Below are 20,046 nucleotides of genomic sequence, written 5' to 3' on the forward strand. Positions count from 1 at the left end.
GGCCGCCACGGCCGGCGCGCGGATAAGGTCAAATGATGCCGACAAACAATCCAGACGCTGCAGCGGGCCGGCAAACCGGCCCGGGGACTGGCACTGCCGCGCACGATGCCGGCAGGACCCAGCCCAGACTGGCCACCGTTTGGCCGGGCTACCCCTATCCGCTCGGCGCCTCCTATGACGGCGCGGGCACCAACTTTTCGCTGTTCTCCGAGATCGCCGAGAAGGTCGACTTGTGTCTGATCGACGACGACCGCACCGAGTCGCGGATCCCCCTGGATGAGGTCGACGGATTCGTCTGGCATGCCTATGTGCCGAACATCGTCCCGGGTCAGCGCTACGGATTTCGCATCCACGGCCCCTGGGATCCGGCGGCCGGCCACCGGTGTGACCCCAGCAAGCTGCTGTTGGACCCCTACGGCAAGGCCTTCCACGGCGATTTCGACTTCGGCCAGGCGCTGTTCTCCTATGACCTCAACGCCACTATGGGAGGGGCCCCGGACACCGACGGGGCCGACCCCGGGACCCCGCCCATGGTGGACTCGCTGGGGCACACCATGACCAGCGTGGTGAGCAACCCGTTCTTCGACTGGGGGTCCGACCGGGCGCCGCTCACCCCGTACCACGAGACTGTCATCTACGAGGCCCATGTCAAGGGCATGACGAAGACCCATCCCGGTGTCCCCGAGGAACTTCGGGGCACCTATGCCGGGCTGGCCCACCCGGTGGTCATCGATCACCTCAAGTCGCTCGGCGTCACCGCCATCGAACTCATGCCCGTTCACCAATTCATGCACGACTCGCGCCTGCTGGATTTGGGGCTGCGAAATTACTGGGGCTACAACACCTTTGGCTTTTTCGCCCCGCACAACCAGTACGCGGCCAACCCCGAGTCCAGCGTCGGCGAATTCAAATCCATGGTGCGCAGCTTTCATGAGGCCGGCATCGAGGTCATCCTCGACGTGGTGTACAACCACACCGCCGAGGGCAACCACCTCGGTCCGACGATCAATTTCCGCGGCATCGACAACGCCGCCTACTACCGGCTCGTCGACACGGACCTGCGGTTGTACAAGGACTACACCGGCACCGGCAACAGCCTCAACCCCCGCCACCCGCACGTGCTGCAGCTGATCATGGACTCGCTGCGCTACTGGGTGCTCGAGATGCACGTCGACGGGTTCCGCTTCGATCTGGCCGCCACGCTGGCGCGCGAGCTGCACGACGTCGACCGATTGAGCGCGTTTTTCGACCTGGTGCAGCAGGATCCGGTGGTCAGCCAGGTCAAATTGATCGCCGAGCCGTGGGACGTCGGCGAGGGCGGCTACCAGGTCGGAAATTTCCCGGGTTTGTGGACCGAGTGGAACGGGAAGTATCGCGATACTGTGCGCGACTACTGGCGGGGGGAACCCGCGACCCTGGGCGAGTTCGCTTCCCGGCTGACCGGATCGTCGGACCTGTATGAGGCGACCGGCCGACGCCCCAGCGCCAGCATCAACTTCGTCACCGCCCACGATGGGTTCACCCTCAGCGACCTGGTCTCCTACAACGACAAACACAACACGGCCAACGGCGAAGACAACCGCGACGGGGAAAGCCACAACCGGTCATGGAACTGCGGCGTCGAAGGCCCCACCGACGACCCCGACATCATGGAGCTGCGCTCCCGCCAAATGCGTAACTTCTGGGCCACACTGATGCTCAGCCAGGGCACGCCGATGATCGCGCACGGCGACGAGATCGGGCGCACTCAGAACGGCAACAACAACGCCTACTGCCAGGACTCCGAATTGTCCTGGATGGACTGGTCATTGGTCGACAAGAATTCGGATCTGCTGGCATTCGCACGCAGGGTGACCACCTTGCGCAAAAACCATCCGGCGTTTCGCCGGCGCAGGTTCTTCGAGGGTGAGCCGATCCGGACCGGCGACGAGGTCCGCGATATCGCCTGGCTGAACCCAAGTAGCCGGGAGATGACGCATGAGGATTGGGGCGAAAGCATTCACAAGTGTGTGGCGGTGTTTCTCAACGGCGACGCCATCGACGCACCGAACGCCCGCGGCGAGCGGGTGGTCGACGACTCATTCCTGTTGTGCTTCAACGCCGGCGAAGAACCGGTGGAGTTCGTGATGCCGAACGGCGACTACGCCCAGCAGTGGACGGTGGAGCTGGACACCAACCAACCGGCGGGTATCAAAGAAGGACGCGACCAGGTGGTGAACGCCGAAGAGAAGGTCTCGCTGCCCTCACGTTCGCTGCTGGTACTTCGTAAGACCTTGTGACGCATGGCCTTACCCGTCCTGTCCACCTACCGGCTGCAGCTGCGGGGTGAGTCCAGCGGGTTCGGGTTCACCTTCGCCGACGCCGAGGGCCTGTTGGATTACCTCGACGACCTCGGGGTGACCCATCTGTACCTCTCCCCGGTGCTGACCGCGGCCCGCGGCTCCAACCACGGGTACGACGTCACCGACCCGACGACGGTCGCACCGGAGCTGGGCGGTCCCGACGGTCTGGCGCGGCTGTCCGCGGCGGCCCGGGCGCGCGGCATGGGCCTGATCGTCGACATCGTCCCCAACCACGTGGGCGTCGACGACCCCGAGCAGAACCCTTGGTGGTGGGACGTGCTGCGGCACGGGCGGGGCTCGCCGTACGCGACGTTCTTCGACATCGACTGGGACCTCGACGAGAGCGGCCGAATTGTGCTGCCAATACTGGGTTCCGACGACGACGCGGCCGAGGCGAAGGTCGACGGCGACCGGCTGCGGCTGGGCGACCTGGCGCTGCCGATCGCCCCGGGCACCGGGGAGGGAAGCGGCCCGGAGGTCCACGACCGCCAGCACTACCGGTTGGTGGGCTGGCGAAACGGGGTCTGCGGCTACCGGCGCTTCTTCTCGATCACCTCGCTGGCCGGGTTGCGCCAGGAAGATCGCGCCGTGTTCGACGCCAGCCACGCCGAAATCGCCCGCTGGTTCCGCGAGGGGCTCGTGGACGGCGTGCGCATCGACCATCCGGACGGATTGCCCGATCCCTGCGGGTATTTGGCCCGGCTGCGCGAGCTCCTCGGGCCCGACGCGTGGATCGTCATCGAGAAGATCCTGGCCGTCGACGAGGCCCTGGAGCCCACGCTGCCGGTGGCCGGCACCACCGGCTACGACGTGCTCCGGCAGGTGGGCGGCGTCTTCGTCGACCCGGCCGGCGAGGAAGCGCTCACCGCGCTCGTCGACTCGGCGGGGCTGCATTACCGCGACATGCCGAGGCTGCTCGCCGAGCTCAAGGTCCGCGCGGCCACCGACACCTTGGCCAGCGAGCTGGCCAGGTTGCGACGGGCCATCGCCGCGTCGGCGGGCAGCGATCACCCGCTGCTGCCCGAGGCGGTCGCCGCCCTCCTCACCCACGTCGGGGTCTACCGCAGCGACTACCCCGGCCTGGCCGCGCTGCTGCCCACCGCGTTGGCCGAAACCCAGGCGGAGTCACCACAATTGGGGCCCGCGCTCGAGGTGCTGACCGCCGCTCTGGCCAAGGGCGGCGAGCCCGCCACCCGGCTGCAGCAGCTCTGCGGCGCGGTGACCGCCAAGGCCGTCGAGGACTGCCTGTTCTACCGCGACGCCCGGCTGGTCTCGCTCAACGAGGTGGGCGGCGAACCGCGCCGTTTCGGCGTCGGCCTCGCGGAGTTTCATCACACCGCCGCCGACCGCGCCCGGTTGTGGCCCCAGACGATGACGACGCTGACCACCCACGACACCAAACGCGGCGAGGACGTGCGGGCCCGCATCGGCGTGCTGTCCCAGGTGCCGTCGCTGTGGAGCGAGTTCGTGGCCCGCTGGGAGGTCCGGGCCCCCTCCCCCGATCCCGCGACCGGACAGTTCCTGTGGCAGAACATCTTCGGGGTGTGGCCGGTGGGCGGCCCCGAAAGGGAGAAAGTCACCGACGAGCTGCGCGGCCGGCTGCACGCCTACGCCGAGAAGGCCATCCGGGAAGCGGCCTGGCGCACCTCGTGGAACGACCCGGACACCGCTTTCGAGGACGCGGTGCACCGGTGGCTGGACACCGTCATCGACGGCCCGGTGGCCGGCCAGCTGACCGAGCTTGTGGCCCAACTCAATCCGCACGCCGCGAGCGACGCGCTTGGCCAGAAGCTGCTCGCGCTGACCGTGCCCGGCGTGCCCGATGTCTACCAGGGAACCGAGCTGTGGGACGACAGCCTGGTCGACCCCGACAACCGACGCGCCGTCGACTACGCGGCCCGTCGAGCCGCCCTGAAGGAGTTGCAGCATCCCAAGATTCGCGTCGTCGCCACGGCGCTTCGGGTGCGGCGCGCCCACCCGGAGACGTTCCTGCGGGGCGGCTACGTTCCGGTCCTGGCCAGCGGCGAGGCCAGCGACCACGTGGTGGCGTTTCGCCGCGGGGACGACGTCCTGGTCGCGGTGACCCGGTACACCGTGCGGCTGGCGGAATCGGGCTGGGGCAACACGGTGCTGCCGCTGCCCGATGGCACCTGGACCGACGCGCTCAACGGCGCGGTGGCGAGCGGGGCGACGTCGGCCGCCCAATTGTTCTCGGACCTGCCCGTCGTTCTGCTGGAGCGTCGGCATGACTGAATTCCGGGTCTGGGCGCCCACACCCGCGCTGGTGCGACTCGACGTCGGCGGCGCGGTGCACCCGATGACGCGCTCCGGCGACGGCTGGTGGCACGCGAACGTCGATGCGCCGCCGGAGGCGCGGTACGGATACCTGCTCGACGACGACCCCACCGTGCTGCCCGACCCCCGGTCGCCCCGTCAGCCCGACGGGGTGCACGCCCGGTCGCAGCTGTGGGATCCGGCCGCCGCCGCCTGGACCGACGGCGATTGGCCGGGCCGGTCGGTCGAGGGTGCGGTGATCTACGAGTTGCACGTCGGCACGTTCACCGGTGGGGGCACGTTCGATTCGGCCATCGAAAAGCTGGACCACCTGGTCGATCTCGGGGTCGACTTCGTCGAATTGATGCCGGTCAACTCCTTCGCCGGCACCCACGGCTGGGGATACGACGGCGTGCTGTGGTACAGCGTGCACGAACCCTACGGCGGGCCGGACGGCCTGGTCCGGTTCGTCGACGCCTGCCACGCGCGGGGCCTGGGGGTGCTGATCGACGCGGTGTTCAACCACCTCGGCCCGTCGGGAAACTACCTGCCGCGCTTCGGGCCCTACCTGTCGTCGGCGAGCAACCCCTGGGGCGAAGGCATCAACATCGCCGACGCCGACTCCGACGAGGTGCGGCGCCACATCATCGGGTGCGCGCTGCGCTGGATGCGCGACTTCCACGCCGACGGCCTGCGGCTCGACGCGGTGCACGCGCTGGTGGACACCACCGCCATCCACATTCTCGAGGAACTCGCCACCGAAACCGACCGGCTGTCAAGCCAACTGGGCCGCCCGCTGTCGGTGATCGCCGAGAGCGACCTCAACGACCCGCGGTTGATCACCCCGCGCGATCGCAACGGGTACGGGCTCACCGCGCAGTGGGCCGACGATATCCACCACGCCATCCACACCGCCGTGTCCGGCGAGCGCCAGGGCTACTATGCGGACTTTGGTTCGCTGGCCACGCTGGCGGAAACGTTGCGGCAGGGTTACTTCCATGCCGGCACCTACTCGTCATTCCGGCGCCGCCGCCACGGGCGACCGCTGGACACGACGGAAAAGTCGGGCATCCCGGCCACCCGGCTGGTCGCCTACACCTGCACCCACGATCAGGTCGGCAACCGGGCGCTCGGGGACCGCCCCTCGCAGAACCTCACCGGCGGCCAGCTGGCCATCAAGGCCGCACTCGTCCTCGGATCGCCCTACACCGCTATGCTTTTCATGGGCGAGGAATGGGGAGCGTCGACCCCGTTCCAATTCTTCAGCTCGCATCCCGAGCCGGAGTTGGCGCGGGCCACCGCCGAGGGGCGCAAGGCCGAATTCGCCGCCCACGGCTGGAAGGCCGATGACATCCCTGACCCGCAGGACCCGCAGACATTTGCGCGCTCCAAGCTGAATTGGGACGAGGTGGGCCGCGGCGAGCACGCCCGCCTGCTCGGCATCTATCGGGATCTGGTCGCCCTGCGGCGCGACGACCCCGACATGGCCGACCCGTGGCTGGAGCACCTCTCCGTCGACTACGACGAAGAGGAGCGCTGGATCACCATTCACCGCGGCGGGTTGCGCGTCGCGTGCAACCTGGGCGCCGCGCCGGTGACGGTGCCCGTGTCCGGCGAGGTGATCCTCGCCTGGGGCGAGCCGAAGGTCGAGGCCGACAGCACCAAGCTGCCCGCGCATTCGTTCGCGATACTGTCGGTGCGCGAGCAGACGTAAAAGCCCCCAAAAACTGGGTATTTTGGGGGCTTTTACGTCTGCTCGCCGTTCGCGGCGGACCGCCCCCGAGGGGGCGTAGAGTGGACGTATCACTTAAATGAGCTAAGTAATGCGCTCCCGCGTGGAAGGGGTTCGTGGATGGCCCGCACCGAGAACGACACCTGGGATCTGGCGTCCAGCGTCGGCGCGACCGCAACGGCCGTCGCCGCCTCGCGCGCGATGGCGTCCCAGGGGCCGGATCCGCTGCTCGACGACCCGTGGGCCGACCCGCTCGTGCGGGCGGTCGGCATCGACACCTTCATCAAGCTGATCGACGGCGAGATCGGGCCCGGCGACGACGATCCCCTGCTGAACCGCCGGGCCATGAACGAGCAGATCACCGTGCGCACCCGCTTCTTCGACGACTTCTTCCTGCAGGCCACCGGCTCGGGCATCAGGCAGGCCGTGATCCTGGCGTCCGGGCTGGACACCCGGGCCTACCGGCTGCGCTGGCCGGCGGGCACGGTGGTCTACGAGATCGATCAACCGGAGGTCATCGACTTCAAGACGCGGACGCTGGCGGGCGGGGCCGCCGAGCCGTCCGCGCAGCGCCGCACGGTCGCGATCGATCTGCGCGACGATTGGCCCTCGGCGTTGGTAGCCGCCGGGCTCGACACCGGACAGCCGACCGCCTGGAGCGCCGAAGGGCTGTTGGTGTATCTGCCGTCCGACGCTCAGGACCGCCTTTTCGACAACATCGCCGCGCTCTCGGCGCCCGGCAGCCGGATCGCGACCGAACACATGGACATGCGCAACGTTCCCTCGGACTGGGCGCAGAGGCTGACGGAGCGCTCGCGCCGCATCGGCTCCAACATCAACCTGGCCGAGTTGTTCTACACCGGCGAGCGCAACACCGCCGCGGAATACCTCACCGGGCACGGTTGGCGGGTGGACGTCCGAACCACCGAAGAGATCTACGCCGCCAACGGGTTCGAGTTGCCCGACGACGAGCTGGCCGCCTTCGGCGGGGGCTCCGGCTACCTGACGGCGACCCTGGGCCAGGGCACCGGCGAATGAGGTGCGGTTCACCCGCGATCAGCTGAAGCGGTTCAGCGGTAAGACGTTGCCCGACTTGATATCCGATCGGGTTCGGCTGCTGTTCGTCGGCATCAATCCGGGCCTGAGAAGCGTTGCGGTGCAAGCTCACTTCGCTCCCCGCGGCAATCGGTTCTGGCCGGCGCTCCACCGCGCCGGCATCACCGATCATCTGGTCGACGCCTCGTCCGGGCTTGCGCCGGCTGACCGCGACTACTTGTTGGATCTCGGAATCGGCATCACGAGCCTTGTCGAGCGAGCGACCGCGAGCGCAGACGAGCTGACAGTCGTCGAATTCGTCACAGGCAGGGACAAACTGGACAAAATGGTTCGGCAGTACTCCCCTCGCGCTGTCGCCGTTCTGGGGATCACCGCCTACCGAGCCGCCTTCGGCGACCGCCGAGCGAAGCTGGGTCAACAGATTTCGCCCTACCCCCCAACCGAATTGTGGGTAGTCCCCAATCCGAGCGGGCGCAACGCCCACGCGTCGTTGCCGCGCCTCGCGGCCGCCTACGGCGAAGTCGCCCGAGCCGCCGGCATCCCTACACGCTGGGACGGCCGGTAGCGAGCACCGCCTGGGCGATCGCATCGGCCAGCGGATCGATCTCGTGCGCGCCCACGTCGGCGACGGTGACCCGGATTCCGGGCGACGTGCGAATCCGGAACCGCGTCCCCGGCGCCGCGGCCCAGCCCGCGCCGAGCAGCCGGGTGATCGCGACCGTCTCGTCGGGCACCGGGACCCACACGTTCAGCCCGGAGCGCCCGTGAGCGGCGACTCCGCGCTCGGCCAGCGCGGCGCGCAATCGTCTGCGGTTGTTGGCGTATTGCTTCTCGGCGTCGCCGACCAGGCGCGATGCCGCCTCGTCGGACCACAGGCCCACGGCGAGATCCTGCAACAGGTGGCTCACCCAGCCCGGGCCGAGGCGCAGGCGGCCGTGCACGCGGTCGACGGTGCGGCGGTCCCCCGCGAGCACGGCGACACGCAGGTCGGGACCGTAGGCCTTGGATGCAGACCGCACGAAGGCCCAGTGGCCGGTCGATCCGGCCAGCGTGTGCAACGGTGCTCCGGCGATGCCCGCGCAGTGGTCGTCTTCGACGAGCAGCAGCTCGTCGGCGCGGCCGGCCAACAATCCACGAAGCGCGTCCGCGCGATCCGCCGACAGCGCCGCACCGGTCGGGTTTTGCGCGCGGGTGGTGATGACCACGGCGCGCACACCGCGTCCCAGCGCCCGGGCCATGTCGGCGACCAGGGGCCCGTCGTCGTCGACCCGCACCGGCTCGGCCGAAAGACCAAGCGCGGCAAACAGATCCAGCATGTTGGCCCAGCCGGGGTCCTCGACGGCCACCCGGTCGCCCGGTCGCAGTTGCGCGGTGAGGGCGCGCTCGATGCCGTCCAGCGCACCGCTGGTCACCGCCAGGTGGTCGGCCGCGACGCCGTCCGCGGCGAGGGCCGCCCGGGCGTGGTCGACCAATCCGGGCGACATCGCCGGCTCCCCGTAAAGCACCGGTCGGGGGTGCGGCACTCGGGCGGACGCGATCGGCAGCAGCGCCGGGTCCGGGTTGCCGGTCGACAGGTCGCGAACGCCCGTGGGGAGGTCAAGCCCCAGCAGCGAGCGGGGGGTGGTCGCCGGGCGGTGCCGCACCCGGGTGCCGCGCCGTCCGGCCGTCTCGACCGCCCCGCGGTCGCGCAGCAGGCGGTAGGCCGCGGCCACCGTGTTCGGGTTCACGCCGAGGCGGCCGGCCAAGTCGCGGATCGGCGGCAACGCCTCTCCGGGCGCCAGGGAGCCATGCGAGATGGCCTCTTCGACGCCGGCGGCTATGGATTCCGCGCCCGTCCCGCTATATTGTACTGGCACGTGAATCATTATGTACTAGGACAAAATTGAAGGCAAGCCGTTGGAAACCACATACCTCCCCACGCCGCGAACCACGCCCACCCGCTACCGCGAGCGCGCCGACTACGACCGCACGACCGTCCACGCCATCCTCGACGAGGCCCTGATCTGTCACCTGGGCTACTCGAGCGCCGACGGGCCCGTGGTGTTACCGACGACGCACGCGCGCCTCGACGAAACCCTCTACCTGCACGGTTCCTCCGGCGGCGGACCCATGCTGGCCGCCAAGGCGGCGCCATTAGGCCTGCCCGTGTGCGTCACCGTCACCCTCGTCGACGCGCTGGTGCTGGCGCGGGCGGCCATGCACCATTCGGTGAACTTCCGCTCGGTGGTCGTGCTGGGCGCCGCGCGCGTCGTCGACGATCCGGCGGAGAAGTTGCGGGCCCTGCGCTGCCTGCTCGATCACATCCGGCCCGGTCGCGCGGACGACTGCCGCACGCCCAACCCGCGCGAGCTCGCCGCGACCGGGGTGCTCGCCCTCGACCTCGTCGAAGTCTCGGCCAAGGTGCGCACCGGCGGACCCGTCGACGATCCGGAGGACCGCGCACTGCCGCACTGGGCCGGCGTCGTCCCGCTGGGGCTGGCGACCGGGACACCGGTGCCGGCCGACGACCTCGATCCCGCTACGCCGCTGCCGTCCTACCTACGCTACTGAGCCGAGCACTCGCCGCGAGCGTGCGTGTCTGTACGTTGACACGCCGTAAAGCGTGTACAACTGCGCACCCTCGCGGCCAACGGCCCGCCGCCTACAGCAGGTAGCGGTAGGCCGGCGAACCCGGCTCGAGGGCCTCGACGTGAATTTCCGTCGCCCGCATCCGCGCCAGCAGCCCATCCAGGTCCGCGGCCGATCCCAGCTCGACGCCGACCAGGGCCTCACCGGTCTCCCGGTTGTTGCGCTTGACGTACTCGAACAAGGTGATGTCGTCGTTGGGCCCGAGCACCTCGTCGAGGAACCGGCGCAGCGCGCCCGGCTCCTGCGGAAAGTCCACCAGGAAGTAATGCTTGAGGCCGAGGTGCACCAGCGAGCGCTCCAGCACCTCGCCGTAGCGCGACACGTCGTTGTTGCCCCCCGAGATGAGGCACACCACGGTGGACCCGGGCTCGACGTCAGCTTCCAGCAGGCCGGCGACCGACAGCGCGCCCGCCGGCTCGGCGATGATGCCCTCGTTCTGATACAGGTCGAGCATGGCGGTGCACACCGCTCCCTCGTCGACCGTGGTGATCGAGACCATGTCGCCGGCGGCGGCCAGCGCGGCATAGGTCAGCGTTCCCGCCCGTTTCACCGCGGCGCCGTCCACGAACTGGTCGACGTGGTCCAGCGTCACCGGCTGGCCGGCCGCCAGCGCGGCCATCATGGCCGCCGCGCCCGCGGGCTCGATACCCAGCACCGCGGTGTTCGTCGTCCGCTCGGCCAGGTAGGTGGTGATGCCGGCGATGCAGCCGCCGCCGCCCACCGGGACCACGACAAGGTCGGGCTCGGCGTCGAGTTGATCGAGCAGCTCCACGGCGATGGTGCCCTGGCCGGCCATGGTGCGCGGGTCGTCGTACGGCGGCACCAGGGTGGCACCGGTGCTTTCGACGTCGGCGGACGCCGCCTCGGCGGCGAGGTCGTAGGTCGACCCGCCCACGATCAGCTCGATGAACTCCCCGCCGTGGTAGCGGATCCGGTCGCGCTTTTGTTTGGGCGTCTTGGCCGGCACGTAGACGCGGCCGTGCACCCCGAGCGCGCGGCAGGCGTATGCGAAGCCCTGCGCGTGGTTGCCCGCCGACGAGCAGACCACGCCCGCGGCCAGCTCCTCTTCGGACAGCTGCACCAGCAGGTTGTAGGCGCCGCGCAGCTTGTAGGAGCGCACCACCTGCAGGTCTTCGCGCTTCAGGTAGACCTGCGCGCCCGTGATCGCCGACAGCCGATCGCTCGGCTGCAACGGGGTGGGCGTGACCACCGGGGCGATTCGCACGGCCGCGGCTTCAACGTCCGCCGCGCCTAGCGGTGACTCGCTCGGGGTCTGGCTCAGTTCAGCGGACACCGATCAATGGTGCCATGCCACCCAGCTGGGAATTCAGGCCTGTGGAAATCAGCTGACGGGGCTGAGCACGAACACCGGAATCTGGCGGTCGGTCTTTTTCTGATACTTGGCGTAGTCGGGCCAGGCCTCGACGGCACGCTCCCACCAGGTGGCCTTCTCGTCGCCGAACACCTCGCGGGCGTCGTAATCCCGGGTGACGCCGCCGTCCTGCAGCTCGACGCGCGGGTTCTTCTTCACGTTGTGGTACCAGACGGGATTCTGCGGGGCCCCGCCGAGCGAGGCGACGATCGCGTACTCGCCGTCGTGCTCGACGCGCATGAGCGGGGCTTTGCGGATTTTGCCGGACTTGGCCCCGACGGTGGTCAGCAGGATGATGGGTTTCCCCTTCATGTCCGCGGCCTCGGCTCCCCCGGATTCGGCGTACTTGTCGGCTTGTTCGCGAGACCAGTCCAAGGGGCTCGGCGCGTATTCACCAGTAAGAGGCATGCCACCAACTGTAGACCGCGTACCCGTCTAGGGCGCCGGGCCCGTCAGATAGCGCGCGAGCACCGGGCGCACCCATTCGGTCAGCGTCGCGTCGTCCATTCCGGCCAGCGCCGGAACCCCAACGATGTAACGGGCCATCGCGATTCCCAGTACCTGTGAGCCGACCAGCGCAGCCCGCTCGGCGGCGCGGTCGGGGGTGACGGCGGTCAGCGCCGGGGCCACCTGCTCGACGAACACTTCCAGCAGCGCGTCGGCGGCGGCCCGGTTGGTCGCGGCCGCGCGCAGCAGCGGCAGGAAGGATCCTTGCGGATCCCACACCTTGACGAAGAGCGGCACCAGCACGTCCGCCATCCGCTCGGGGGCGACGCCGGAGAGGTCGGGTAAGGCGACCTCGAGCCGCGAGACCGCCGCGAACAGGTCCGCTTTGCTGCCGAAGTAGTGCATTACGAGTGCGGGATCCACCCCGGCCTCCGACGCGATCGAGCGGATTGTGGTCCGCTCGAAGCCGCGGGCGGAGAACTGGCCGCGCGCGACGCGCAGGATCTTCGCACGGGTGACCTTCCCGTCGCGGGTCTTCGCGGGCACGACGAAATTGTATTCAACAACTGTTGACACCGCCAGCATGACAGGCCTACCGTCGAGTTCAACAATTGTTGAACCCACTCGAGGAGGCCCCGCCATGACCGTGACCGTCATCCAGATCGGGCTCGATCCCGACGTGATCGATTACTCGTCACCGGAGTTCGCGCAATTCCCGGCGCTGTCGAAGGAGACGTTGCGGGCCGCCAACGACGACAACGTCGCGGGGTTGCGCGCCGCCGGCTACGACGTGGACAACTGCTTGATCGACTTCGGCACGGCGGGCGCCGAAAAGGCACGCCAATGGCTGGCGGGCAAGCGCTATGACGCGGTGCTGATCGGCGCGGGAATTCGCCTGGTCGCGAGTAACACCCTGCTTTTCGAGTCGATCGTCAACGCGGCGCACGCGGCACAGCCCGGCTGCCGCTTCGTCTTCAACCGCGCCGCCCTGGCCACGCCCGGCGACGTTCGCCGCTGGTTCCCCGAGCCGGAAGGAGCGGTCCGATGACCACCGTGCACGACGTCGACGTCCTGGTGGTCGGAGCCGGCCCCACGGGCCTGACCGCCGCCGGCGACCTGGCCCGCGCCGGGCGATCGGTCGCTGTGCTGGAACGCCGGCCCACCGAAAACCCCTCGAGCCGCGCGTTCGCCACCATGGCCCGCACGCTGGAGGTCCTCGACGCTCGCGGGCTGGCCGACGACCTGTTGGCACTCGGGCACCGCGCGCCGGGCGTGCGGCTCTTCGCCGGGGCCCGCATCGATCTGACCCACCTCGATTCGCCCTACCCGTTCGTGTTGGTCACCCCGCAGACCAACGTCGACGCGGCACTGCGCCGCTACGCGCTGGCCGAGGGCGCCGACATCCGGCGCGGCATCGAAGTGATCGCGCTCCACCAGGATGCCGATGGCGTGACCGTCACGGCCCGACCCCAGGACGACGGCGATCCCGCGCACCGACAGACCTGGCGATCGCGGTACGTGATCGGCGCCGACGGCGCCCACAGCACGGTGCGAACGTTGGTGGGCGCCGATTTTCCCGGCAAGACGGTGTTGACGTCGATCGTGCTGGCCGACGTTAAGCTGGCCCACGGGCCCTCCGACGGAGGCCTGACGGTGGGCGCCACCGGTGACGTTTTGGGTTTCTTGGCCCCCTACAACCGAGCGGACGGCTCGTGGTATCGGGCCATGGTTTGGGACCGCGACCACCAGGTACCCGACAGCGAGCCCGTTGACAACGCCGAGATCATCGACATCCTCGCCCGGGCCATGCACATCGACTTTGGCGTGATCGACGTCAGCTGGAAGTCCCGATTCCATTGCGACGAAAGACAAGTCGAGCGGTACCGACACGGCCGTGTGTTCCTGGCCGGCGACGCCGCGCACGTGCACTCCCCCATGGGCGGCCAGGGCATGAACACCGGCATCCAGGACGCTGCCAACTTGGCCTGGAAGCTCGATGCCGTGCTCGGCGGGGCGGATGACCGGCTGCTGGACACCTACCACTTCGAACGCCACCCGATCGGCAAACGCGTGCTGACCCAATCCGGACTGATCGCCCGCGGCGCGACGCTGCATCCGCGGCCCGCGCGGTGGTTGCGTAACCTATTGGCGCCCAACCTGCTTCGCATTCCCACGGTGCGCGACCTGGTTGCCGGCAGCTTCGCGGGCACGACACTGCGTTACGGTCGGCGGGGGCTGGTCGGCACCCGCGCCACTCAAATACCGCTGGCCGAGGGACGGTTGTCCGAATTGCAACGCACCGGAGGATTCGTCCTCGTGCGTGAACGGGGCGCCGCGCCGGTCGAGGCATCCGGGATGCTGCAAGCGGAGCGGGCCGACCGCGGCCCGGCCGTGCTGGTGCGCCCCGACGGGTACGTCGCGTGGGCCGGGGCATCGGCCGAAGCGCCGGTTACCGCGACCTGGCCAGTTCCGCAATGGTGTTGACGCGCCGGCTGGCAGCAGCGATCTCGTCGGCGAACTCGCGTCGTCGCGCAGCGATATCCGGATACTCGAAGGCGTCGACCAGCTCGCGGTGCCGGGCCAGGCGCAGCGCGGTCTTGAACAGTTCCATCGACCGCGACTCGGCGCTGGCGATCCTGCGCTGCAGGTCCCACTGCTTGCCCACCTCGAGGCACTCGGTGAGAAACGCGTCCTCGTCGAACGATTCGTCCTCCAGCGCGGCCAGCCGGTCGGCGACGATGTGGTAGGCGTCCAGGAACGGGCGCAACACCAGGTGCGCCAGCAGTAGGTCGGCCTTTTCCAGGAGGCCGCGTATGTCGGCCGCGCGGGCCGCCTTGCTGGTGTCCTCCACCCGTCCGATCAGGCGCACCTCGTCGGCGAGCTCCTTCTCGAATTGCGCGCGTGCCGAGAACAAGAACTCGAACTTGAACAACTCGCGCAGCCTCAGCGCCTCGTCGCGCACGCTCGTCGGCAACACCAAACCATCCACTGAAGCCTCGGCGTCTTCTGTCGCGGCCAGCAACGCGGTTTCGGCGATGGCGCGATCGACCAGAATGTGGATGGCGGTGTTGCGGTAGAACGCCGCGACCAGGTGCTGGTCGGCTCCGATGCCCCAGACCGGTTCCGTGCCGGCGTCGTAGACGCTGACCACGCCCGAGGCCACCAGCTGACGCAGCGTCCATCGGATCGTCGAGCGATTCGTCAGGTCGGCGGCGCCGGCCACCGTCCAGTTCCGCGCCGCGATATAGCTGGCCAGCGGCCGCACGGTGGCCAGCACCTCGCTGATGGACAACGAGCGGTCCGCACCCAGCAGCGCGAGGCTCACCACCGCGGTCGGGGTGACGGGCGTGGCGCGATTGATCCGGTGCTCGACGTCCAGTGCGATGCGCTCGATTTCGGTCCCGGTCCCGGATGTCGAGGTATCCAAGGCGCGCAACTCCTCCAGGCGCTTGCGCAGCGGCAGCGGTTCGCCGAAGTCCAGGTAGGCGCGCCCCAGTCGCTCGCCCTGCTGTCGCGCCAACCGGATCAGGAACCGGAAGTCCTCCGGCCGTTTCACGGCACCGTAGGCTTCGGCGGTCATCGCCTCCACCTCATGCAGCTGGTCGTACACGATGGAAGTCGGCACCAAATAGACCTCGGGACCGTCGATTTCGTCGACGGCGTCGCTGATGTAGCGCAGGATCCCGTACACCGGGGGCCGCAGCTTGCCGGTCCGGGTCCGGCCCCCCTCGATCGACCAGGTGAGGTTGGCGTGGTTTTGCACCAGCTGGGCGGCGAAGGCGCGCAACGCGAAGCGGTACACCGGAATGTCCTTGGTCCGACGCCGGACGAAGATCGTCCCCGTGCGCTTGGCCCAGGCGCCCATCGGGAAGAAGTTCAAGTTCGCGCCGCCGAAGGTGAGCGCGGGCGAGAGCCGGTTTGCCTGGATCACCTCGGGCAACAACAGGCCGTCCAAGTAGGAGCGGTGCGAAAAGGCAAACGCCAGCGTCGCTTTGCGATCCAGCCTACGCAGCTGGGCGATCTGGTCCTCGTCGACCAGGATGTCGTAGGCCCGCATCAGCCAGCAGCTGAAACTGCGCCAGGCCCGCACCGCCCGCTCGTCCAGCGAGGGCGCCATCTCACGCAGGTAGCCGGCGGCCTCCGCGCGCACCCCGTCCAGGTCGCGCCCGAGTTCCTCCGCCAACTTGGCCAGCCGCTCGCCATACCAGGGCGCCGCCAACAGCTCGACGACCTCGTCCGGGTCGGTCGGCAACGGGGCCGTCGATTCGTCGACGATTCCGGTGCGCTGCAGCAACTTTCGCACTCCGGCGCGACCGATCTCGCGCGCGGTCACCCCCAGGCCCCGCTCATGCCGGCTGCACCGTTGCGGGCTCGGAAGGCTCGTGGACGTCGGGATGCAGGTCACTGGAATAAAGTTCCTCGATCTCGCCCGCGTACTTCGCCATGATCGGCTTGCGCTTGAGCTTCATCGTGAGCGTGATCTCGTCCCCACCGGGCTCCCACAGCGTGGGCAATACCCGGAAGCGCTTGATCTGTTCCACCCGAGACAACTTGGCGTTGCCCTCGGCCACATCCGCCGCGATTTGCGCGATGACCTCCGGGTGGGCCGCCAACGCAGACGGAGAGGCATCCAACAGTCCATGCTGGGCCGCGTACGGGCCGACCGAGTCGGCGTCGAAGACCATGAGGGCGGCGTTGTACGGCCGCCCGTCCCCGATCGTGATCATCACGGCGACCATCGGGCAGGCGGCGAGGATGGTGTTCTCGATGTTGGCCGGTGACATGTTCTTTCCGGCCGCATTGATGATCAACTCCTTCTTCCGGTCGACCACCCGCAGATAGCCCTCGGCGTCGGCCTCGATGATGTCGCCGGTGTGCAGCCAGCCGTCCTCGTCGATCGCCTCGGCGGTCTTGACGGGTTCCTTGCGGTAGCCCTTCATCACCAGCGGACCGCGGACGAGATACTCGCCGTCATCGGCGATCTTGCCCTCCAGCCCGGGAAGCAATTTGCCGACGGTGCCGAGGTGGGCGTCGCGCGGATGGCTCACGGTAGCAACGCAACTCAGCTCCGACATGCCCCAGACCTCGGCGATCGGGATGCCGATGCTGATGAAGAAGGCCAGCGTCTCGTTGGGGATCGGGGCCGCACCGGACACCGCCCAGCGGAGTTCGCCGAAGCCGAGCCGCTCCCGCAGCTTTGACAACACCAGTTCGTCGGCTTTGGCCCATTCGGCGGCCAGTTCGTCCGGCATCTGGTCACCGGCCAGGAGGGTGGCGGCGCGTTTGGCGGCCACCGCCATCGCCCACTGCAATGCCTGCCGCTTGACTTCGTCCGTCTCATGACTGACGGCGAATTCGATTGCGGTCTTGAGCTTTTCCCATACGCGCGGCACCGCGCCCCACACCGTGGGTCGCACGTCGGGCAGCGCGGCGGCGATGGCGCGCGCGTCGGAGACCACGGTGACCTGGGTGCCGTTCACCTCCAGGCCGTATAGCCCCATTACCCGGTCGGCGATGTGCGCCGTCGGGAGGAAGGACGTGATCCGGTCACCGAACTGGATCGGAAGTACGGAGTTCAGGGCGGACGCCTCGAACAGCAGGTTGGTGTGGGTCATCTCCACACCCTTGGGGTTTCCGGTGGTCCCGGACGTGTAGATGAGGGTGACGACGTCGTCGGGTTGCACCGACCGCCACGTGGATTCGAAGTCGAAATCCTCGTGCGCCGCGGCATAAAGGTCGTCGACCGAGATGGTGCCCGGTGGCGAGCCGTCGATGCAGATGATGTGCTCGATGGGCGCACCGCTGGCGCGGATGCGGTCCACGTACTGCTCCTCGCAGATCGCGACCCTGGTGCCGGCGTTTTCGAACAGGTAGGTCAACTGCTCGGCGGGCAGCGTGTTGTAAACCGAAAACGAAACGGCACCGACGTGTTGGGCGCCGATCTCGAATGGGTAGAACTCGATCCGGTTGGCCATCATCAGCGACACCGTGTCGCCCCGCCCAACCCCCAATCCGGCCAGGCCCGCGGCGACCTTGCGCACCTGCTCCGTAAGCTCTCGCCACGTCAACGTCTGGGTTCCGCCGGGCGTCCGGAGCGCGACGGCATCCGGATCGATCGACGCGGTGCGCTGGAACGCCTCGCACAGGGTGGCCGGACGTTCGGTTGTCGTCATTTCCGTATCTCCTTAGCGCCGGAGCCGCACTGCCCTTCGTGAGCGTACGTCCGTGATCAGGGGCACGGAATACATCGCAGGATTTCAAACTCCTTCAGGTCTGGGGCCGCCAGAGCTGCACCGTGGTCGACGCCCCACCGGGCAATTCGAGCAGTTCGATGGGGGTGCCGTCGGGGTCGTAGATGAAGAACATCCGCACCCCGCCGATGTCGACGGGGGGCTCGGCGCGGACGTCGGGGTGGTGGCGCCGAACGGTGTCGTAGGTGGCGTCGAGATCGTCGACCCGGAAGGACATGTTGGTGTAGCCCAGGTGCGGGCCGCTCGGAATGTCCGGCACCGCGCCCAACGACAGCAGCTCGACCATGGAGGCGCCGATGAGCCCGCCGACCATGCGGCCCTGCTGCGCGGCTCCGCCGGTCACTGAGTCCAATCCGGCCCCTTCCAGCTCGACGTCGAACACGACGTCCATGCCCAGCACCGCGGTGTAGAACTTGCGCGACGCCTCGATGTCGGAGACGCCGATGCAGATGTGGGAGAAGTTCTGCACGGCGATCGGGTGCGGTTGGGTCATTGCTGCTCCTTCGGGACGTGAATGCCGCACGTGCAGGCATCAATTGACGGACACGTGCAGCGCATCCCCCACTCGATGACGGCCCGCGCCCGGGCCAGCGACTCGACCTGGGCATCGATTTCGGCGAGTTTGGCCTCGACCAGCGCGCGGCTGGCGGGGCGCCCGGGCGCGTCATCGGCGAACAGCAGCTGGATCTCCTCCAGCGCGAACCCGGCGGACTTGCACAGTCGGATCACCTCGAGCCGGGTGAGCACCGAATCGTCGTAGCGGCGCTGGCCGCCGAGGCGCGCCGGTGCCGAAACCAGCCCGATCTGCTCGTAGTAGCGCAGCGTGGTCGCCGCGACCCCGGCTCGGCGCGCCACCTCTCCGATCGTCAGGCTTGGGACCATCGGGCCTCCCGAGAGTTTGATGCTTGACTTAGAGCCAACTCTAAGTCGTTGACTGGGGTCATGCATACACACGCACTCGAGGAGCTGAGCCGGGCCCGCTACGCGCTGCTCCGATCCTTCCGCCGCGACGGCACCCCGGTCGACACCCCGATCTGGTTCGGGCTGGACGGTGACGCCTTGCTGTTCCGAACCAAGGTGGGGCCGAAGACCGGGCGGCTGACGGCCCGCCGCGACGTCGAACTCGCCGCCTGCGACTACCGGGGCCGGCTGCGCCCGGGCGTGGCATCCTGGGTCGCCGGCCGAGCGACGATGCTGTCGGGAACCGACGCCGAGCGGGCCAACCGCGTACTGCACCAACGCTACGGCTGGCAGTGGAACATCGTGCCGCTGATCAAAGTTCCGGGCGTGACCAACGTCCACCAGGACCTGTGCGTGGGCGAGAAGCTGCGGCGCGCCCGTCACCGCCGGGTCTGGGCCGACAGCGCCATCGTGCGGGTGGACCTGCCATGACCGCGACGAAGGCCGCACCATCCGACCCCGTCCGCTCCCCCACAGTCCTCCAATGCTGCAGCGCCGCAGCCGGACTCGTTCTGGGCCTGGTGCGACCCAGGCGGCTCGACCGGCGGTTCATCCGCAGCATCGCCGACGCGGGACTTCCGGATCCCCGCCGCACCGTGGCGGTTACCGCGCTGCCCCAGGTGCCGCGCTCGGTGCCGACGGCCGCGATCGTCGAGGGCACGTTCACCCCTGCGCGCGTGGAGAACTCGCTGACGTCGTTCGTCGTCACACATCCGAAAGCCACGTTCATCGTCGATCCCGCAGTCTGCACCGATGTCGAGCAGCGGGCGATCGCCCAACTGCCCGCGGTGCTGCGTATCGTGGTCCGGCCGCCCGCGGACACCATCCCCACCATCACGGCATTGGCACGGCTGCCCGAAACACCGCGCCTGGATTTCGCATTACCCACCCACGCGCATTGGGATCACGTGTCGGGGCTGCTGGACATGCCCGGTCTTCCCGTGCACCTGCACCGCAAAGAAAACGAGTGGATCGGTTCCGGTC

The 20,046-nt window shown here is 68.6% G+C and carries 18 protein-coding genes; 10 read left to right on the plus strand and 8 right to left on the minus strand.

Annotated elements, in window-relative coordinates; genetic code table 11:
- Positions 1-35 precede the first annotated feature (35 nt).
- The 5 genes from glgX (at position 36) to JWP83_RS30810 (ending at position 7,969) form a co-directional block, all read left to right on the plus strand.
- Positions 36-2,279 (plus strand): glycogen debranching protein GlgX, encoded by a 2,244-nt coding sequence (gene glgX / locus JWP83_RS30790; RefSeq protein ID WP_297739294.1) that lies wholly within the window; start codon positions 36-38, stop codon positions 2,277-2,279.
- Between the two features lie 3 nt (positions 2,280-2,282).
- Positions 2,283-4,595: a malto-oligosyltrehalose synthase gene (treY, locus tag JWP83_RS30795; RefSeq protein WP_297739297.1), complete on the plus strand. Its 2,313-nt coding sequence runs from the start codon at positions 2,283-2,285 to the stop codon at positions 4,593-4,595.
- A complete protein-coding gene (gene treZ / locus JWP83_RS30800) occupies positions 4,588-6,330 on the plus strand; it encodes a malto-oligosyltrehalose trehalohydrolase (protein WP_297739299.1) in 1,743 nt (580 codons plus the stop codon). The genes treY and treZ overlap by 8 nt, the downstream gene beginning before the upstream one ends.
- 138 nt (positions 6,331-6,468) lie before the next feature.
- Positions 6,469-7,386 (plus strand): class I SAM-dependent methyltransferase, encoded by a 918-nt coding sequence (locus JWP83_RS30805; protein ID WP_297739302.1) that lies wholly within the window; start codon positions 6,469-6,471, stop codon positions 7,384-7,386.
- A gap of 1 nt (position 7,387) precedes the next feature.
- Positions 7,388-7,969, plus strand: coding sequence for a mismatch-specific DNA-glycosylase (locus JWP83_RS30810; protein ID WP_297739305.1), 582 nt, complete (start codon positions 7,388-7,390; stop codon positions 7,967-7,969).
- On the opposite strand, the gene JWP83_RS30815 is transcribed toward JWP83_RS30810, so the two are convergent.
- Positions 7,947-9,260 carry an aminotransferase class I/II-fold pyridoxal phosphate-dependent enzyme gene (locus JWP83_RS30815; RefSeq protein ID WP_297739308.1) on the minus strand — a complete coding sequence of 438 codons (1,314 nt, stop codon included), beginning with the start codon at positions 9,258-9,260 and terminating at the stop codon, positions 7,947-7,949. The two genes, JWP83_RS30810 and JWP83_RS30815, sit on opposite strands and share 23 nt — an antisense overlap.
- 40 nt (positions 9,261-9,300) lie before the next feature.
- Between JWP83_RS30815 and JWP83_RS30820 the strand changes: the two genes are divergently transcribed.
- Positions 9,301-9,954 (plus strand): pyridoxamine 5'-phosphate oxidase family protein, encoded by a 654-nt coding sequence (locus JWP83_RS30820; RefSeq protein WP_297739310.1) that lies wholly within the window; start codon positions 9,301-9,303, stop codon positions 9,952-9,954.
- Positions 9,955-10,045: 91 nt separating this feature from the next.
- Here JWP83_RS30820 and ilvA read toward each other — a convergent pair whose 3' ends face one another.
- Genes ilvA through JWP83_RS30835 form a run of 3 tightly spaced genes read right to left on the minus strand, consistent with a single transcriptional unit; the run spans position 10,046 to position 12,397 of the window.
- Entirely contained in the window at positions 10,046-11,326 is a 1,281-nt protein-coding gene (ilvA, locus tag JWP83_RS30825; protein WP_297739313.1) for a threonine ammonia-lyase, read from the minus strand.
- A 48-nt stretch (positions 11,327-11,374) separates the two neighbouring features.
- Positions 11,375-11,812, minus strand: coding sequence for a nitroreductase family deazaflavin-dependent oxidoreductase (locus tag JWP83_RS30830; RefSeq protein ID WP_297739316.1), 438 nt, complete (start codon positions 11,810-11,812; stop codon positions 11,375-11,377).
- Between the two features lie 27 nt (positions 11,813-11,839).
- Entirely contained in the window at positions 11,840-12,397 is a 558-nt protein-coding gene (locus JWP83_RS30835) for a TetR family transcriptional regulator (RefSeq protein ID WP_297739319.1), read from the minus strand.
- 94 nt (positions 12,398-12,491) lie between these two features.
- On the opposite strand from JWP83_RS30835, the gene JWP83_RS30840 reads away from it, so the two are divergent.
- Positions 12,492-12,899: a hypothetical protein gene (locus JWP83_RS30840; protein WP_297739323.1), complete on the plus strand. Its 408-nt coding sequence runs from the start codon at positions 12,492-12,494 to the stop codon at positions 12,897-12,899.
- Complete coding sequence (locus JWP83_RS30845) at positions 12,896-14,335, plus strand: FAD-dependent oxidoreductase (protein WP_297739325.1); 1,440 nt, start codon at positions 12,896-12,898, stop codon at positions 14,333-14,335. The genes JWP83_RS30840 and JWP83_RS30845 overlap by 4 nt, the downstream gene beginning before the upstream one ends.
- Here JWP83_RS30845 and JWP83_RS30850 read toward each other — a convergent pair.
- The 4 genes from JWP83_RS30850 to JWP83_RS30865 form a co-directional block, all read right to left on the minus strand.
- Positions 14,301-16,184, minus strand: a complete 1,884-nt coding sequence (locus JWP83_RS30850; RefSeq protein ID WP_297739328.1) for a lysophospholipid acyltransferase — start codon at positions 16,182-16,184, stop codon at positions 14,301-14,303. The two genes, JWP83_RS30845 and JWP83_RS30850, sit on opposite strands and share 35 nt — an antisense overlap.
- A 13-nt stretch (positions 16,185-16,197) precedes the next feature.
- Positions 16,198-18,024, minus strand: coding sequence for a fatty acid--CoA ligase FadD11 (gene fadD11, locus JWP83_RS30855; protein WP_297739330.1), 1,827 nt, complete (start codon positions 18,022-18,024; stop codon positions 16,198-16,200).
- A 94-nt stretch (positions 18,025-18,118) separates the two neighbouring features.
- A complete protein-coding gene (locus JWP83_RS30860; RefSeq protein ID WP_297739333.1) occupies positions 18,119-18,595 on the minus strand; it encodes a VOC family protein in 477 nt (158 codons plus the stop codon).
- Positions 18,592-18,984, minus strand: a complete 393-nt coding sequence (locus JWP83_RS30865; RefSeq protein ID WP_297739336.1) for a helix-turn-helix domain-containing protein — start codon at positions 18,982-18,984, stop codon at positions 18,592-18,594. Before JWP83_RS30865 ends, JWP83_RS30860 begins: the two co-directional genes overlap by 4 nt.
- Positions 18,985-19,044: 60 nt before the next feature.
- Here JWP83_RS30865 and JWP83_RS30870 point away from each other — a divergent pair, with 60 nt between their 5' ends.
- Positions 19,045-19,494 carry a PPOX class F420-dependent oxidoreductase gene (locus JWP83_RS30870; protein WP_297739339.1) on the plus strand — a complete coding sequence of 150 codons (450 nt, stop codon included), beginning with the start codon at positions 19,045-19,047 and terminating at the stop codon, positions 19,492-19,494.
- A partial coding sequence (locus JWP83_RS30875; RefSeq protein ID WP_297739342.1) for an MBL fold metallo-hydrolase occupies positions 19,491-20,046 on the plus strand: 556 nt, incomplete at its 3' end. The genes JWP83_RS30870 and JWP83_RS30875, both read left to right, overlap by 4 nt.

It is taken from the genome of Mycobacterium sp., from assembly GCF_025965855.1.
Classification (GTDB): domain Bacteria; phylum Actinomycetota; class Actinomycetes; order Mycobacteriales; family Mycobacteriaceae; genus Mycobacterium.

What these genes read in the sequence shown, in the direction of transcription:
- JWP83_RS30840 (WP_297739323.1), top strand. Translation starts at nt 12,492, where the DNA reads ATGACCGTGACCGTCATCCAGATCGGGCTCGATCCCGACGTGATCGAT.
- JWP83_RS30845 (WP_297739325.1), top strand. Translation starts at nt 12,896, where the DNA reads ATGACCACCGTGCACGACGTCGACGTCCTGGTGGTCGGAGCCGGCCCC.
- treY (WP_297739297.1), top strand. Translation starts at nt 2,283, where the DNA reads ATGGCCTTACCCGTCCTGTCCACCTACCGGCTGCAGCTGCGGGGTGAG.
- treZ (WP_297739299.1), top strand. Translation starts at nt 4,588, where the DNA reads ATGACTGAATTCCGGGTCTGGGCGCCCACACCCGCGCTGGTGCGACTC.
- fadD11 (WP_297739330.1), bottom strand. Translation starts at nt 18,024, where the DNA reads ATGACGACAACCGAACGTCCGGCCACCCTGTGCGAGGCGTTCCAGCGC.
- JWP83_RS30870 (WP_297739339.1), top strand. Translation starts at nt 19,045, where the DNA reads ATGCATACACACGCACTCGAGGAGCTGAGCCGGGCCCGCTACGCGCTG.
- glgX (WP_297739294.1), top strand. Translation starts at nt 36, where the DNA reads ATGCCGACAAACAATCCAGACGCTGCAGCGGGCCGGCAAACCGGCCCG.
- JWP83_RS30865 (WP_297739336.1), bottom strand. Translation starts at nt 18,984, where the DNA reads ATGGTCCCAAGCCTGACGATCGGAGAGGTGGCGCGCCGAGCCGGGGTC.
- JWP83_RS30860 (WP_297739333.1), bottom strand. Translation starts at nt 18,595, where the DNA reads ATGACCCAACCGCACCCGATCGCCGTGCAGAACTTCTCCCACATCTGC.
- JWP83_RS30805 (WP_297739302.1), top strand. Translation starts at nt 6,469, where the DNA reads ATGGCCCGCACCGAGAACGACACCTGGGATCTGGCGTCCAGCGTCGGC.
- JWP83_RS30830 (WP_297739316.1), bottom strand. Translation starts at nt 11,812, where the DNA reads ATGCCTCTTACTGGTGAATACGCGCCGAGCCCCTTGGACTGGTCTCGC.